Raw genomic sequence first — 14914 nt, 5'->3', positions numbered from 1 at the left:
CTCGCCGCCATGATGGAAATGATTTAATTTACTATGATTGATTAAATCACTTCATCATTTGCCCATCATGAACCTCGATCCTGCGCTTCTGCATGCGTTTGTCGCTGTCACGGATGCGGGTGGCTTCACCAAGGCGGCACGGCGGTTAAACCTGACGCAATCTGCTATCAGCCACCAGATACGCCGGCTCGAAGAGGAGGTGGGACGGCCGCTTCTCTACCGGACGACGCGCAGTCTGACCTTGACCGAAGACGGTGAGGAATTTCTGCGCTATGCGCTGCAGATTCTGGATGCGATGGAAGCGGTCAACCGGCGCTTCCGCTCTTCGCCCGTCGTTGGAAGTGTGCGTTTTGGGGCACCGGATATTTTTATGGGTGAGCGGCTGCCTGTGCTGCTCACGCAATTTTCGCGTGCATACCCGAATGTGCGGCTTGATGTCAGCGTGGGTATGAGCCTCGATTCGCAGGCGATGGTCGAAGCGCACGAACTGGATCTGGCTGTGGTGCTGGGTGCGCGCCGGCAGGTCGAGGGAGACGAGGAGGGGGAAGTGCTGCGGCAGACGCGGTTTGTGTGGGCGGCAGCAGAGACGTTTGAGGTGCGAGACGGTGCGTCGTTGCCATTGGCGTTCTTTCCGGCGCCTTGTGTTAACCGGCGAGTGGCGATCGAGGCGCTCGAAGGCTTGTCGATTGACTGGCATGTTGCTTTTACTTCGTCGAGCCAGTCGGGGATTCGGGCGGCGGTTATGAGCGGGCTCGCTATTACGCCGTTGACTTATGACGACCTGGAGCCGGGTATCGCGGTTATCGACGGGCGTTACGGTTTGCCGCCGTTGCCGGAAGCGGAATTCAGGCTGCTTTGGGGGAGAGGGGACAAAACCCTGGCGGTGCAGGAGTTTGGCCGGCTCGTGCTGGATACGTCGAGCGGGCGTCCGTTTCAGACGCGAGGGATGGGGGTTGCGTGAATGGTGCTAACGCGGTAGACGTGCGCGCCATGCTTCATCAGACGGCGACAAACAACACGCTATGGAGTCCTATTTAAAATACTCACTGGGTGCGACCCCGAGCAACTTGCGAAACATCGCTGTAAAAGCACTAGGACTCTCATAGCCATGCTCCAGCGCGACTTCGAGAACCGACGCCCCAGTCGCGAGCTGCGGAAGGCTGAGCAGGACCCGCGTATGACGGCACCACGAGCCATGTGTCATACCTGTCTCCCGCTGAAACGCACGGGCGAACGTGCGTGGATTCATTCTGGCTCGCTGCGCCCAACCCTGCAACGTGGCCTCTAGCGAAGGCTGTGCGATCAATTCCGCGCATAGCTCGACGAACGCCGGATGACGCGGCATGGGCACATGCAGCAACAAGGATTCGGCTATGCAGATTTCATCGAGAATCAACTCCAGCATGCGCTGTTCACGATCGCTGTACATGCTGGCCGGGCGGATGCCGACGGCCGTCACGATCAGTTCGCGCAGTAACCCGCTCACCAGAATCACCCTGCAACTGCTGGGCAGGTTGTCGCGCGCATCCGCGGCAACGTAGACCGTGCGCATTTGCACGTCGCTGGCAATTTCAATCTCGTGCCGCACGCCGCCCGGTACCCAGACGGCGCGGCCGGTCGGCACGATCCAACTGCCGGCTTCCGAACGCACGATCATGACGCCCGAGATGGCGTAGATCAATTGCGCGCTGCTGTGCGTGTGCGGTGGGAAGCCACTGCGGGCGGGCTGGTCGGTGGCGAGCACGGCGACGGGGGCGAGTTCGAGCGCCTTCTGGCTTTCGACAAAGCTGACGGTGTCTATTTCGCGACGATGCATGGCATTTCTTCGAGAGATGATCGGTTCACACGACTCTACCATTTGTCTCTCCGAGTCCACAGTCGAGCATGAGTCATGGTTTTGCCCGGAATTCACCGCAGCTTTGTTTCGTTTGCGAGGCTCAACGGCGCGCGTTGCCGGATACCCGGGTCGCGCCGCTTCGCACACGTCGGTCTGGTGGTGGCCAGCATTGCAGCGATTACCCTCGCGGGTTCCGGTTGTTCGCTGCAAGCGCCGTATCGCGCGCCGCAGCTTGCGGCCGCGGCGTTGGCCCCGTTCGCCTCGGCCGAGCATGCCCCTGTTTCGCAGCAGCCTTTGCCTGACGACTGGTGGCGCCTGTACCGCGATCCAGTGCTGGACGGGTTGATCGAGCAGGCCCTTGCGCAGAATCGCGATCTCGCCGTGGCGGCCGCGCGACTTGCGCGCTCGCAGGCCGTGGTGAACGAAGCCGGCGCTGCACGCTTGCCCGATACGCAGCTTGCGCTAGGCGGTAACTACGGCAAGCAGAATGCCGATCAGATCGTCGCGGCGGCGCGACGCGATTCGGCAGACACGCGCTGGGCATATGCGCCGTCGCTGGCTGTGTCGTACGAAGTCGACCTTTGGGGACGCGTACGCAATCTGGTGGCGGCGGCCCGAGCCGACGCCCAGGCGCTGCAGGCGACCTCGGACGCGGTACGCGTCGCGGTCGTCGCATCCACAACCGATGCGTATCTGCAAGTGTGCTCATACGGCGAGCAGATCGATGTTGCCAACCACTCGCTTAAGATTGCCCAACGCGTAGTCGAGCTGACTAGCCGGCAACGCGATCGCGGGCTCGTTTCCGATCTCGAAGTCACGCGGGCTGACGGTTTTCTCGACGAGACCAGGGCGGCGCTTCCAACCCTGGAAGGCAAGCGTCGCGCCGCGCTCTTCGAGTTGGCCGTCCTGCTGGGCCGGCCGCCTGGCGAATTCCCGGCAACCGCCGCGCAGTGCCATGTCGCGCCGGTGCTCAAGCAGCCATTTCCGGTCGGAGACGGCGCCGCGTTGCTGCGCCGCCGCCCCGATCTGCGTGCTGCCGAACGCATGCTGGCCGCGGCCGATGCACAAGTCGGCGTTGCACTGGCCGATCTCTACCCGTCCATCGTGCTGGGCGGCTCGGTCAATCTCTTGTCGACCACGGGGAGCGTCGCCTCTCTCGGCGATCAATACGCGATGAGCTGGGGCGTTGGCCCGTTGATCAACTGGCGTTTTCCCAATCTGGCCGTGAGTCGCGCGAGGCTTGCCGAAGCGAAAGCGGATAACGCCGAAGCGCTGGCGCGATTCGAGAGCAACGTACTCACCGCGTTGAAGGAATCCGAGCAGGCGCTGACCTTTTATGGCGCGCAGTGGCAACGCCAGCAGGCACTACAGGCTGCGCGAGCTAACGACGCTCGTGCGCTGCATCTCGCGGAGCTGAATTACAAAGCGGGTGCGCTGGATTTTCTCGACGTGCTCGACGCCGAACGCAGTCTCGTCGCAACCGACGCAGCGCTTGCCGCCTCCAGCGGGACGCTGGCATCGGATCAGGTCGCCGTTTTCAAGGCGCTTGGTGGCGGCTGGCAGCAGTAGCTTCATCGCGCCGTGCGCGAATGCATTAGCGGACCTGCTGAACGGCCGCTCTTACTTTTCCATCAAGGTCTTGATATGAGTACCACTGTTGTTCCGGGGAAGGCTTCACCGTTTAGCAGGAAAAATCTGGTCTTGGCGGCTAGCGTCGTTGCTGGCGTTGCAGTGGCCGTGATGGCGCTGCGCTGGTGGAGCGTCGGCCGGTTTATCGAAAGCACCGACGACGCCTATGTCCGCGCGGACGTGGTGACCGTGAGTTCGCGCGTGCCCGGCTATGTGACGAGCGTGGCTGTCGCAGACAATCAGCCGGTGCGCCAAGGGGATCTGCTCGCACAAATAGATAGCGCCGACTACGCTGCTAAGGCCGCCCGGGCTCGGGCGAGTGTAGACGCTGCGCTCGCGACGTTGCGCGCGGAACAGGCAAACGTTGCGACGCTCGATGCGCAAGTTACCCGCGAAAGCAGCCTGACAGCGGCAGCGCAAGCGGATGTCGCCGCGGCGCGAGCCGATGCGGGCCGCCGCAAGGCTGACGACGAACGCTACAGGCAACTCACGGCTGAACAGGCCTCGAGCGAGCAACGTTGGGAGCAGGCGCATGCCGCAGCACTCACGGCCGATGCTCTGCTCGCCAAGGCCGATGCGAGCGTCGAGGCACAGCGCGGCGAACAAGCCGTGCTGCTCAAGCGCAGGATGCAAGGCATGGCCGCGATTGCGCAGGCACAGGCGCAGGTAGAGGTCGCGCGTGCCGCTCTGGCGCTCGCGCAGCTCGATCTCGATCACACGACAATTCGCGCGGCCAGCGATGGCGTAGTTGGTCAGCGCACCGTGCGCACGGGGCAGTATGTCGAGACGGGCCAGCCGTTGCTCGCTGTCGTGCCGCTGCAGGACGTTTACGTGATCGCCAATTTCAAGGAAACCGAGGTGGCGACAATGAGCGCCGGCCAGCCGGTCGAGATCGACGTCGATAGCTATGGCGGGCATACCTTGCACGGCCGCGTGTTGAGTATTGCACCCGGTTCGGGAGCCCAGTTTGCGTTGCTGCCGCCCGATAACGCGACCGGCAACTTTACCAAGGTTGTGCAGCGCATCCCCGTCAAGATTGCGGTGGACGCCGGGCAGCGCGAGGCAATCGCCCTGCGGCCAGGCATGTCGGTCGTCGCACGCGTTCATACCGGTACACAAACCTCCGCGAGTCGTTCATGAGCGCTACCACTACTGCTGCCACGACTCATGAGCCGGTGTCGTTGCGTGCCTGGATTGCGGTGCTCGGTGGCGTGTTTGGCTGCTTCATGGCCGGTATGAACGTGCATGTCACCAATGCTTCGCTACCCGATATCCGTGGTTCGCTTGGTGCGAGTTTCGAGGAAGGTTCGTGGATTACCACGGCGTATCTGGTTGCGGAAATCATCATCATTCCACTGACCGGGTGGCTCGTACAGGTGTTTTCGATCCGACGCGTGATGCTGGTCGGAACGAGTGGGTTTCTGGTCTTCTCGCTCGTGTGTTCCGTAGCGCCGACCATCGACGCCATGATCGTTGCCCGTGCGTTTCAAGGCGCGTTCGGCGGTGTGCTGATTCCGCTCTCGTTTCAGCTGATCGTAACGAAGTTGCCACCAGCGCGGCATCCGCTCGGTATGGCGCTGTTCGCGGTTGCCAACAACGTCGCGCAGGCGGCAGGGCCCTCCCTGGGCGGCTGGCTGACCGACATGTATTCGTGGCGCTGGATTTTCTATTTGCAGATTCCACCCGCGCTCGTTCTGCTGGCGGCGATCGGTTGGGCGATCAAACCTGAGCCGGTGCAACTGGACCGGCTGCGCAGCGCGGACTGGCTCGGCATCACGACGATGGCGATCGGACTCAGTGCACTGCAGATCGTGCTGGAGGAGGGTGGGCGCAAGGACTGGTTCGGCTCGGGTTTCATTACGAACATGTTTCTGGTTGCGGTCGTTGGGCTCGCTGTCTTTGTGATTGTGCAGCTTCGTCGCGATGAACCGTTTATCAATCTTCGGCTGCTGGGGCGTTATAACTTCGGTATTGCGAGTCTGATGCAGTTCCTGTTCGGCGGGGTGGTGTTCGCGGTCGTGTTTCTGGTGCCAAACTATTTTGCCGAACTGCAGGGCTACAGTGCCCGCGATATCGGCGTGATGATGGTGCCGTACGGGCTTGTGCAGTTCGTCATGTCATTTTTGACGCCGCCTCTGATGCGCCGCACCAGCGCTCGCACGACGATCATTGCCGGCTTTGTGCTGGTGGCGATCGGATGCCTGATGAACATTCATCTCGACGTGGATGCTTCTGCGAACGTGGTCGTGCCGTCGCTGATCGTGCGCGGAATCGGGCAATCGCTGGTGGTCGTCGCGCTGGGCGTGATGGCGGTCAACGGCATCGAGAAGAGCCAGCTCGGATCGGCCTCGGGTCTGTTCAGCATGGTGCGCAACCTGGGTGGCGCGATCGGGATTGCGATCGCCAGCCAGATCGTGGTGGAACGGGAAAAGCTGCACGCCGCGCGCATTGGCGAAGCGATTACGCCGTTCAATGGGGCGTTTCAGGAGCGCATGATCGATATGGTCAGGGTGCTGACCGGTAGCCATGTTGGCCGGGGCGACGCGCTGGCTGCCGCGGGGCTCGCCGGCAGCCGCGAAGCGGCGCTTGGCATTATCGATAAGGTGATTGGCCGCGAGGCGCTGTTGATGGCTTATAGCGATACCTTCCTCGTGGCCGGTATCGCGATGCTTGGATGTACGCTCGCGGCGTTTGCGTTGCGAGGGAGGGGAAGCTTTAGCGCCTCGCCGTAGCCATCCCACTGCGCTTCGGTACGCGGACCCGCAATCGCGCTGCCGGTGTCAAGTTGGCATATGCCAACATATGGGTAAAATATCGGCATGTTTCACCCGCTCCGGGAACTGTCATGCGCACCGTTTCCATTTTCAAGAACAACGCTAGTCAGGCCATCCGCATTCCCAAGGACATGCAGTACGAGGGAGTGACTGAACTCGACATTCGGCGGGATGGGGATACGCTTGTTTTGCGTCCTGTTCGTCCCAATTGGTCCTCGTTCGCGAGCGAGCCGTTGGCCGATGCCGATCTCCTTTCAGATCGCCCACCGGTGATCGAGTCGGGCCGTTTCGATCTGACGGAGAGTGATGACGAAGGTTCGGAGTCGAGCCAGTGACGCAGATTGACATGCTCGACACGAACATCTGTTCGTTCATCATGCGGGAGCGTCCGTCGAAGGTTCTTGCGCATCTACAAGACTGTGTGGATGCTCAAGAGTGAATCGTCGTGTCCGCCATTACAGACGCCGAAATGCGTTTCGGTGCGGTTGGTAAAAAGGCGTCGCCCAAGCACGGTACCTTGGTCTCCGCTTTTGTTGCTTGTCTTAATGCGCTTTGAAGATTGGGCCACGTCCGAAGATAGTGGCCCGACTTCCAGTTAGCGCCGGCGATTTGCCGCGCCCCTTAACCTGGCCGATTACCCGACCACCCGCCGCCCCTCAACCGGATACCCCGGATCGGTATACCCCGGCGTCGACGCATGCCCCGGCACCACCAGGCTATCGACGAACTGCTCATCTTCCGAGGTGAGCGAAAGCTTTAGCGCCTCGCCATAGCTATCCCACTGCGCTTCAGTCCGCGGACCGGCAATCGCGCTGCTGACGAACCGGTTTTTGAGCACCCAGGCGAGCGCAAACGCAATCGAAGTCGTCCCGCGCTTCGCCGCATGTTCGGCAACGGCCTGGGCGATCCTCAGCGACTCCGGTCGCCACTCGGTCTGCTGGATACGCTTGTCGCCGCGGCCTGCACGCGAATCGGCCGGCGGCGGGGTATCCACACCATATTTGCCGCTCAGCACGCCACGCGCCAGCGGGCTATACGGAACCACACCCAGTCCATAGTGAGCCGCAGCCGGTAGTTGCTCGACTTCAGCGGTACGGTCGACGATGTTGTAAAGCGGCTCGCTCGCGACCGGCCGATCCATGCCGAGCTGATCGGCAAGGCGGACGATCTCGGCGATGCGCCAGCCACGGAAGTTCGATACACCGAAGTAACGGATCTTGCCTTGACGGATCAGATCGCCAATCGCGCGCACCGCTTCTTCGAGCGGCGCATCGGTCAGCGCGCGGTGAAAGTAGAGGATGTCGATATAGTCGGTGCCGAGCCGCTTCAGGCTCGCGTCAACCGACTGCACGATCCACTTGCGCGACTGACCCTGTTCGTTCGGCCCCTGCGTGGCCGGATAACCGAACTTGGTCGCGACCACCCAGCTATCGCGCCGCGAAGCGATGGCGCGTCCGACGATCTCTTCCGAACGTCCCGCGTGATAGACGTCTGCTGTGTCGATGAAATTGATGCCCTGATCGTAAGCCTTGTCGATGATGCGCTTCGAGGTGGCCTCGTCGGTCTCGCCGCCGAACATCATCGCGCCCAGGCACAGGGGCGAAACCTTGAGGGCGCTGCGGCCCAGATACCGGTAATCCATTGAGAGTGCTCCGTGCAGGCAAGGCCTGCGTTAGATCGTGCTGAAACAGGCCGCGCGGTTCGATCCGCTCAAGCCTCGCGCGCCTCGAAGACGCGCTTGGCAATCGGCCATGCGGTGGCGGCAGTCGGCCAGCCTGAATAAAAGGCAAGGTGGGTGATCAGTTCGATCAGTTCGTCGCGTGTGATGCCGTTGTCGAGCGCCTTGCCGATATGGAAAGGCAGCTCGTTCGTGCGATATAGCGCGACAAGGCTGGCAACGGTGATCAGACTGCGCTCGCGAGGCGAAAGTCCGGGACGTTGCCAGACGTCGCCGAACAGCACTTTGTCCGTGTATTCCGCCAGCGCGGGTGCGAAGTCGCCAAACGCTTCACGCGCTGCGGTGGGTTCTTGAGCCATGACGTTCTCTCCAACTTGGGTCGGGATGGTGATGAGTCGCGCAGGCGTCTTGCACCCGCGCGGCCGGTCATCTGCAAAGTCGAATTTACAGAGTGCGGCCAGGCGCGACTAGACTGTAGAATCGGCATGCACCTATGAACTGGGCTCATCAATGGCACGCGAAAACTTTAACGACCTGCTGGCGTTTCTCGCGGTGGCGCGCGAACGCAGCTTTACCCGGGCGGCGGCCAGGCTTGGGGTGTCGCAATCGGCGTTGAGTCACACCATCCGCGCGCTGGAGTCCCGATTAGGCCTGCGCTTGCTCACGCGCACCACCCGCAGCGTGGCACCCACGCCGGCCGGCGAGCGCCTGCTCGCCACAGTGGGACCTCGCTTCGAAGAGATCGACGAGGAACTGGCGGCATTGAGCGAGTTGCGCGACAAGCCGGCCGGCACGATTCGCATCACCGCTGACGAAGTCGCCGCTCGCGAAGTGCTATGGCCGAAGCTTGCGCGCGTCCTGCCGGACTATCCGGACATCAAGGTCGAGATCGTCATCGACTTCGGGCTGACGGATATCGTCGCGCAGCAGTTCGACGTGGGGGTGCGCCTGGGCGATCAGGTGGCGAAAGACATGATTGCGGTGCGCGCCGCGCCGGATATGCACATGGCGGTGGTCGGTGCTCCATCCTACTTTGCGAAGCACGGTCGTCCTAGAACACCGCAGCAGTTGACCGAGCATAGCTGTATCAATCTGCGGCTACCCACCTACGGTGGTCTGTATGCATGGGAGTTCGAAAAGGCGGGGCATGAGCTGAAGGTTCGCGTGGAGGGCCAGTTGGTGTTCAATACGACATCGCTGATGCTGGAGGCGGCGCTCGACGGCTGTGGTCTTGCGTATGTACCGGAAGACGTGGTGCGGCCTTATCTCGACGACAATCGCCTCAAGCTTGTACTCAAGGACTGGTGCCCGACCTTCCCAGGCTACCACCTCTATTACCCCAGCCGCAGGCAGTCCTCACGCGCGCTGGCGGTGTTGATCGAGGCCTTGCGCTACCGGCCGTGACGCCCGCGTGCGGCGTTGCCGGCGAGGCTGGGCAGCTTGCCGGAACGCGACACGATTTCGTGGCATGATCTCCTCCACCTTCACACCACTGCTGGAGCGTATGTCATGGCGACTTATATTGTCTTCACACGAGAAAGCACGCAGGATCAGGCTGAGCTGGATATTTACCAAAGCAAGGTTGGTGCGACCTTCAAAGGTCATCCAATCAAGATACTTGCTGCCTATGGACCGCAGCAGGTGCTCGAGGGCGATGCGCCCGAGGGTGTGGTGGTGGTTGAGTTCCCGTCCACGGAGGCGGCACGCGCCTGGTACGACAGCCCCGAGTACCAGGAGGTCGTGAAGCACCGTTTCAAGGGTTCAACCTATCGCGCTGTACTCGTCGAAGGCGTTTGACGAAAACGGACAGGTGCGTTGCGCCGCTGTGCCGGCTGTTCATCCAGCCTGTCCACGCGGCGCAGCCTCAGTTCGACAAATGCAGGTTCTTCGCCAGCACCGTACCCGTCTGCGGGCTGATCAGCCAGACGGCGCGGACATGAGTGTATAGAACCGACGTGCGGGTCGTGATATCGGTCGGCTCGTCGTCGGTGGGATCGCTATGTTCGCGCTGCTCGCTCAGATAGGGCGGCGCGAGATCGCACATCAGCGCAATGGCGAAATCGCCGTCAACTTTGGCGAAATCAGCCGGCGAGAGCGAGAGGTGGGCACGGACCTTGGTCTTGCTGGATTCGCCAGGCTTGAGTTCAATCAGATCGATTCGCTGGATATATCCCTTCGCTTTCGCTTCCGCGGCTACCACCAACCCCCGGCCGCTCGGTCCGATCACGGTTTTCTTGAGCGGGATCACGCCCGGCGCTTCCTCGTCCGCCAGATCCGCGTTGACTGTCAGCGAGTGGTTTTTCGAACGGTACAGCACGCCATAGGACACGGGGACGACGAATACCAGTTCACGGTCGAGATTGACCTTCGCGAGGTCGAGATCGTGCGGTACCTGGCGAGTGGGAATCAGGTCGCGCAGACGCTCGGTCAAGGTGGGCGAGCTGGCGTGAATGCGTCCCGTCGCCAAGGTGTCTCTGACGGCGCCGGCGTCGTCGCCGACAATAGGCCGCTGCGCCAGCAGTGCCGCAGCCTGCGAGGTCTGTGTCTGGCTCGCGGCGTTGGCGGCGGGAACCTCTTGCGAGGAGGCCGCGTGCGCCAGCATCTGAACACACGTCAGGGCGCAGGCGGCGCTCAGGTGAAGCAGTCTGGGTTTCAGGTTGGACACGTCTAAGCCCTCCGGGACGACCGCAGTCTAGCGCAACGGCGTACCGGATGGTTGGGTCGTATTGGCGGTCACGCTTACTTCACTGCTCCCAGAGCGAGACCCTTGACGAGATACCGCTGCAGCCACGCGAACACCACGGAGACCGGCAAGGTCGCGCACAAGGTCGCCGCCATGACCAGATGCCATTCCACGACGTACTTCCCTGCCACCATGTCGGTGACCTGCACGGTGAGGGTCTTGTTCTCCGGCGAACGAATCAGCGTATAGACCACCGCAAACTCGTTCCACGCGTTGATAAATGTGAAGATTGCCGTGACGACGATAGCGGGGACGGCCAACGGCAGAAACACCTTGAACACGGCCTTGGCGCGGCCGCATCCTTCGAGCCATGCTGACTCTTCGAGATCGCGCGGCACAGTTTGAAAGTAAGACGACAGCATCCACACGGCAAACGCGATGTTGAACGCCGCATACGAGACGATCACCGCGAGCTTGGAGTCAACCAGGTTGCCGTCGCCATAGGGAATCATGGCGGCGAGGCGGAACAGGCCGACCACCAGCAGAATTGGCGAGAGCATCTGCGTGACGAGCAGGAACTGCCGGTACAGGCCGCGCCCCTTGAACGGAAAGCGCGCGAGCGCGTAGGCCGCGGGCACGCTGACCGCCAGCGCAAGCGCCATGGAAAGCAGGCTGATTACCACGCTGTTGCGCAAGGCCACGCCGAAGTTGGCGGCCTGCCACATATCTGCGAAGTTGCTCCATTGCCAGTGCACCGGCAGCCAGCGGGCCGGGTAAACGAAAACCTCATCGGCCGGTTTGAGCGCGGTGAACAGCATGATCGCAAACGGGAACAGCACGAGGACGATCAGCGGAGACAGCGCGAGCCAGCACCATAGCGTGCGTTTCAGTTTGGTGCTCATGCGTTTTCCCCTTCCTTCGCCGGCTGCATGCGCAGATACAGCATCGAAAACACGAACAGCATGATCAGCATGATCAGCGACACCGCTGCCGCCTGGCCCGGACGCCCCAGCCGGAAGCCGACCTCATACAGATAGGTGACGAGAATATGCGTGCTCTCGTCCGGGCCGCCTTGCGTCATGACCCAGATGATCGGAAACGAGTTGAAGACGTAGATCACATTCAACAGGATCGCCATGTTGACGAAAGGCTTGAGCAAGGGCAGCGTCAGCTTGCGGAACTGCTGCCATGCGCTCGCGCCGTCGATGCGTGCCGCCTCGTAGATGTCGCCCGGCACGGACGACAGGCCGCCCAGCAGGATAGTGACCGTAAACGGAATCGACACCAGAATCCCGACCGCAATTTCCACCGGAAACGCGAGCTCCGGCGTCGCCAGCCAATGAATCGGCCCGTTGATGATGCCGAGCCGGTGCAATGTGACGTTGACCATGCCGTAGTCGTCATTAAAGGCCCAGCGCCATACCACGGCGGTCATCGTGAGCGACACGGACCACGGCAGCATCACGATAGTGCGCGCCACGCCGCGTCCATAGAAGTCCTGGTTGAGAATAAGTGCGACCGGTACCGAGATTAGGACGGTGCCGCCCACGACAAAAAACGTCCAGTAGATCGTGCGCTTGAGCGCGCCGAGAAATTCCGGATCTGCGAACACGGTGTAGAAATTCGCGAGGCCGGTAAAGTCGCGAATTGCGCCGAAGCGCGAGACATCGTGCAGCGACTGATACACGATGTTGAAAATCGGATAGCTGATGATAAACAGCGCCAGGATCAAACTCGGCGCAATCAGCAGCCAGGGCGCCGACAGGCGCAGGGAAGCAGGACGGCTCATGCGTGCTCGGTCGTAAGTAGCGCTTGAGCCTCGACCCGGCTTCAATGTTGCCTCGAGGCCGGCGCGACGGGATGGGCCGGATACAACACGGTGCGCGCCGCCTGACAGCAGCGGCGCGCACCGGTCTACATTAACGCGGTTCTACGTCAACTCGGCGTTGACTCAACGCCATTACTTGCCGAGCGATTGATTCGCCTTGTCGGCCGCTGCGTTCAAAGCTGCTGCCGGCTGAGCCTTGCCGAGATAGATCGACTGCATGGCGTCCGACACAGCCTTCGCGGTGTCTTCCCAACCCGTAATCGTCGGCGCAAAACGCGCGCTCGGCAGGAGCGCGATGAACGCCTTCGTGTCAGGATTGTTGAACGCCGGGTCGGTCGCTTCGGCCTTGGTGGTCGGCAAGAAGCCTTCCGTGTTGGTGAACTGCACACGCGGCTCCTTCGTGAACAGATAGTCGAGGAACTTCCAGGCGCTCTTCTTCACCTTGGAGTTCTTGAACATCACGATCGAGTCCGTCACCGCATACGTGGCGTGAGTCGTGCCCATCGGGATCGGGTCGATGCCGTACTTCAGGTTCGGCGCTTCCTTGGCGATCTGCTTGGAGAGGAACGGCGCCGAGATGACCATCGCCACACGGCCCTGCTTGAACAGGTTCTGCACGTCTTCGCGGCTGTAGCCCGTCACGCCCGGTTCGGTCAGACCATCGTCGATCAGCGTCTTGTACAGCGTCGCGGCCTTCACGCCAGCCGGCGAGTTGAACGCTGCCTTGCCGTCCTTGCCGACGACTTCGCCGCCGTAGCTCCACAGCGCATAGTAAAAGTAGACGTCCGTTTCGATTTCCTTGCCTTGCAGGCCGAAGCCGGCAATGCCTTGCGCCTTCAGTTTCTTCGAGGCGTCGATCACGTCATTCCACGTCTTCGGGCCGTCCGGATAGCCGACCTTCGCCAGCAGATCCTTGTTGTAGTAAAGCGCGCGGGCCGATGCGGCGATCGGCAGGCCGTAGACCTTGCCGTTGATCTCGCCCGGGGCGAGGAACGGACCGATGAAGCGGTTCTTGAAGCTGGCGTCCATGTAGCCGTCGAGCGGTTCGGCCACGTCGTCCTTGACGAAATCGAGCAGCCAGCGGGTGCCGACAATCGCCAGGTCGGCGTTGGCGCCGCCGGTAATGTCCGTTTGCAGCTTCTGTTGCAGCGTGTCCCAGCTCACGTCCTCGATCTTGATCGTCGTGCCGGGGTTGGCTTTTTCGAATTCCTGAGCCACTTTTTCGAAGTACGGTGCGGTCGCATCGCTGTAATGGGCGACGGTAACGCGGACCGTGTCGGCGTGCGCCGCGACGGCCATACCTGCAAACGCAAGCGCCACGGCAATCTTGCCGAGCGCGAAGGAAGCACGGGCTTGCAACGACATTTCTCTCTCCTGGGGTGGTCTGCTGCCGTCGCCGGCCGCTGGGTTGTTAAATTGTTTGAAAAAATCCTACATGACGCAAAAAAGCTTGTCACGTAGGGACTACGATATTTTTTATCGCCGCGTTTTTTGCCTAAGATGCTGTAAAGAAGGCGTATTTTGTGCAGTGCGGACGCAGGCAGTATGAATGGCGGTGCGCCTAGGATAGGCTTGAAAAGCGTGTCGTGTTGGAAATTTACAAGACGGAAAGCCTGTGCAGTGCGGCCTGAGAGAGCGTAGCCGGGGCGTGGTGCAGCGCCCCGGCGCCGGCAAGCAAAGTGTGAGGATAGACATGAAGCGAGTGGTTTTGGTCACAGGCGCCTGTGGCGGGATCGGTAGCGCGCTGTGCCGGCGGTTTGTGGAGCAGGGCGAGGCCGTGCTGGCGCTCGACATCAACGCAGCGGCGCTCGATGAGCTCACCGCTGCGCTCGGTGCGGCGCATGTCACGCCGGTGGTCGCTGATCTGGCGGACGCGGCGGCGGTGCAGGAGGCCGTGGCGCAGGCGGTCAAGTTGCGCGGGCCGGTCGACGTGCTGGTCGCCAATGCCGGTGCAGCCAAAGGGCTGACGCTGGCGACAACCGACGCCGCAAGCTGGCAGCGCGACGTCCACCTCAACCTGAACGGCACCTACCACACGGTGGAGGCGGTGCGGGCGTCGATGATCGAGCGGAAACAGGGCGTGCTGGTGCTGATCGGCTCGGTCAACGGCATGGCGGCGCTTGGGCACCCGGCGTACAGCGCGGCGAAGGCGGGCCTCATCAGCTATACGAAAGCGCTGGCGCTGGAGTTGGGGCGCTACGGCATCCGCGCGAACATCGTGTGCCCGGGCACCGTCAAGACCCAGGCCTGGCAGGCGCGGGTCGACAAAAACCCACAGGTCTTCGAAGACCTCAAGAAATGGTACCCGCTGCGCGACTTCGCTACACCGGACGACATTGCCGATGCCGTGCAGTTTCTCGCCTCGCCGATGGCGCGCGTGATCACCGGCGTGGCGCTGCCGGTCGACGGCGGCCTGATGGCCGGCAACCGGCTGATGGCAGAGGAACTGACGCTCGAGACGCTTTGATCCAGTGAACGTGGTGCA

At 61.9% G+C, this 14914-nt stretch carries 15 protein-coding genes and 1 pseudogene; 9 read left to right on the top strand and 7 right to left on the bottom strand.

What is annotated here, in order from left to right; translation table 11 throughout:
- The first annotated feature begins 67 nt into the window (after window positions 1-67).
- On the top strand, window positions 68-961 hold the full coding sequence (locus FFS45_RS25150; RefSeq protein WP_137957343.1) for a LysR family transcriptional regulator: 894 nt from the start codon (window positions 68-70) through the stop codon (window positions 959-961).
- 69 nt (window positions 962-1030) lie between these two features.
- On the opposite strand, the gene FFS45_RS25145 is transcribed toward FFS45_RS25150, so the two are convergent.
- A complete protein-coding gene (locus FFS45_RS25145) occupies window positions 1031-1816 on the bottom strand; it encodes a helix-turn-helix transcriptional regulator (RefSeq protein WP_137957342.1) in 786 nt (261 codons plus the stop codon).
- A 75-nt stretch (window positions 1817-1891) separates the two neighbouring features.
- Here FFS45_RS25145 and FFS45_RS25140 point away from each other — a divergent pair, with 75 nt between their 5' ends.
- The 5 genes and pseudogenes from FFS45_RS25140 to FFS45_RS42900 all read left to right on the top strand — a co-directional run.
- Window positions 1892-3406, top strand: a complete 1515-nt coding sequence (locus FFS45_RS25140) for an efflux transporter outer membrane subunit (RefSeq protein WP_137957341.1) — start codon at window positions 1892-1894, stop codon at window positions 3404-3406.
- Between the two features lie 132 nt (window positions 3407-3538).
- The gene (locus FFS45_RS25135; RefSeq protein ID WP_249362919.1) at window positions 3539-4606 is read left to right on the top strand and encodes an HlyD family secretion protein; all 1068 of its coding nucleotides are present in this window, start codon (window positions 3539-3541) and stop codon (window positions 4604-4606) included.
- Entirely contained in the window at window positions 4603-6198 is a 1596-nt protein-coding gene (locus FFS45_RS25130; protein ID WP_137957339.1) for a DHA2 family efflux MFS transporter permease subunit, read from the top strand. Before FFS45_RS25135 ends, FFS45_RS25130 begins: the two co-directional genes overlap by 4 nt.
- A gap of 113 nt (window positions 6199-6311) precedes the next feature.
- Window positions 6312-6575, top strand: coding sequence for a type II toxin-antitoxin system VapB family antitoxin (gene vapB, locus FFS45_RS25125; protein WP_137957338.1), 264 nt, complete (start codon window positions 6312-6314; stop codon window positions 6573-6575).
- A pseudogene (locus FFS45_RS42900) lies at window positions 6572-6793 on the top strand (type II toxin-antitoxin system VapC family toxin); the annotation flags it as partial. The gene vapB and the pseudogene FFS45_RS42900, both read left to right, overlap by 4 nt.
- 81 nt (window positions 6794-6874) lie before the next feature.
- On the opposite strand, the gene FFS45_RS25115 reads toward FFS45_RS42900, so the two are convergent.
- Together FFS45_RS25115 and FFS45_RS25110 are read right to left on the bottom strand one after the other, a co-directional pair.
- On the bottom strand, window positions 6875-7882 hold the full coding sequence (locus FFS45_RS25115) for an aldo/keto reductase (protein ID WP_137957337.1): 1008 nt from the start codon (window positions 7880-7882) through the stop codon (window positions 6875-6877).
- 68 nt (window positions 7883-7950) lie between these two features.
- The gene (locus tag FFS45_RS25110; RefSeq protein ID WP_137957336.1) at window positions 7951-8277 is read right to left on the bottom strand and encodes a carboxymuconolactone decarboxylase family protein; all 327 of its coding nucleotides are present in this window, start codon (window positions 8275-8277) and stop codon (window positions 7951-7953) included.
- A 151-nt stretch (window positions 8278-8428) separates the two neighbouring features.
- Here FFS45_RS25110 and FFS45_RS25105 point away from each other — a divergent pair, with 151 nt between their 5' ends.
- Both FFS45_RS25105 and FFS45_RS25100 read left to right on the top strand, forming a co-directional pair.
- Complete coding sequence (locus tag FFS45_RS25105; RefSeq protein WP_137957335.1) at window positions 8429-9322, top strand: LysR family transcriptional regulator; 894 nt, start codon at window positions 8429-8431, stop codon at window positions 9320-9322.
- Window positions 9323-9427: 105 nt separating this feature from the next.
- Complete coding sequence (locus FFS45_RS25100; protein ID WP_137957334.1) at window positions 9428-9715, top strand: DUF1330 domain-containing protein; 288 nt, start codon at window positions 9428-9430, stop codon at window positions 9713-9715.
- A 67-nt stretch (window positions 9716-9782) separates the two neighbouring features.
- On the opposite strand, the gene FFS45_RS25095 is transcribed toward FFS45_RS25100, so the two are convergent.
- The 4 genes from FFS45_RS25095 to FFS45_RS25080 form a co-directional block, all read right to left on the bottom strand.
- Window positions 9783-10583 carry a hypothetical protein gene (locus FFS45_RS25095; RefSeq protein ID WP_137957333.1) on the bottom strand — a complete coding sequence of 267 codons (801 nt, stop codon included), beginning with the start codon at window positions 10581-10583 and terminating at the stop codon, window positions 9783-9785.
- 74 nt (window positions 10584-10657) lie between these two features.
- On the bottom strand, window positions 10658-11503 hold the full coding sequence (locus FFS45_RS25090) for a carbohydrate ABC transporter permease (protein ID WP_137957332.1): 846 nt from the start codon (window positions 11501-11503) through the stop codon (window positions 10658-10660).
- The gene (locus tag FFS45_RS25085; protein WP_137957331.1) at window positions 11500-12390 is read right to left on the bottom strand and encodes a sugar ABC transporter permease; all 891 of its coding nucleotides are present in this window, start codon (window positions 12388-12390) and stop codon (window positions 11500-11502) included. Before FFS45_RS25085 ends, FFS45_RS25090 begins: the two co-directional genes overlap by 4 nt.
- A 171-nt stretch (window positions 12391-12561) precedes the next feature.
- The gene (locus FFS45_RS25080) at window positions 12562-13794 is read right to left on the bottom strand and encodes a sugar ABC transporter substrate-binding protein (protein WP_137957330.1); all 1233 of its coding nucleotides are present in this window, start codon (window positions 13792-13794) and stop codon (window positions 12562-12564) included.
- A 328-nt stretch (window positions 13795-14122) separates the two neighbouring features.
- Here FFS45_RS25080 and FFS45_RS25075 point away from each other — a divergent pair, with 328 nt between their 5' ends.
- On the top strand, window positions 14123-14896 hold the full coding sequence (locus FFS45_RS25075) for an SDR family oxidoreductase (protein ID WP_137957329.1): 774 nt from the start codon (window positions 14123-14125) through the stop codon (window positions 14894-14896).
- Window positions 14897-14914: the final 18 nt, after the last annotated feature.

The sequence above is a fragment of the Burkholderia sp. 4M9327F10 genome, from assembly GCF_005503145.1.
Taxonomy (GTDB): Bacteria; Pseudomonadota; Gammaproteobacteria; order Burkholderiales; family Burkholderiaceae; genus Paraburkholderia.
The sequence above is the reverse complement of the archived record's forward strand: the minus strand, read 5'-3'. Positions and strand labels throughout refer to the sequence as shown.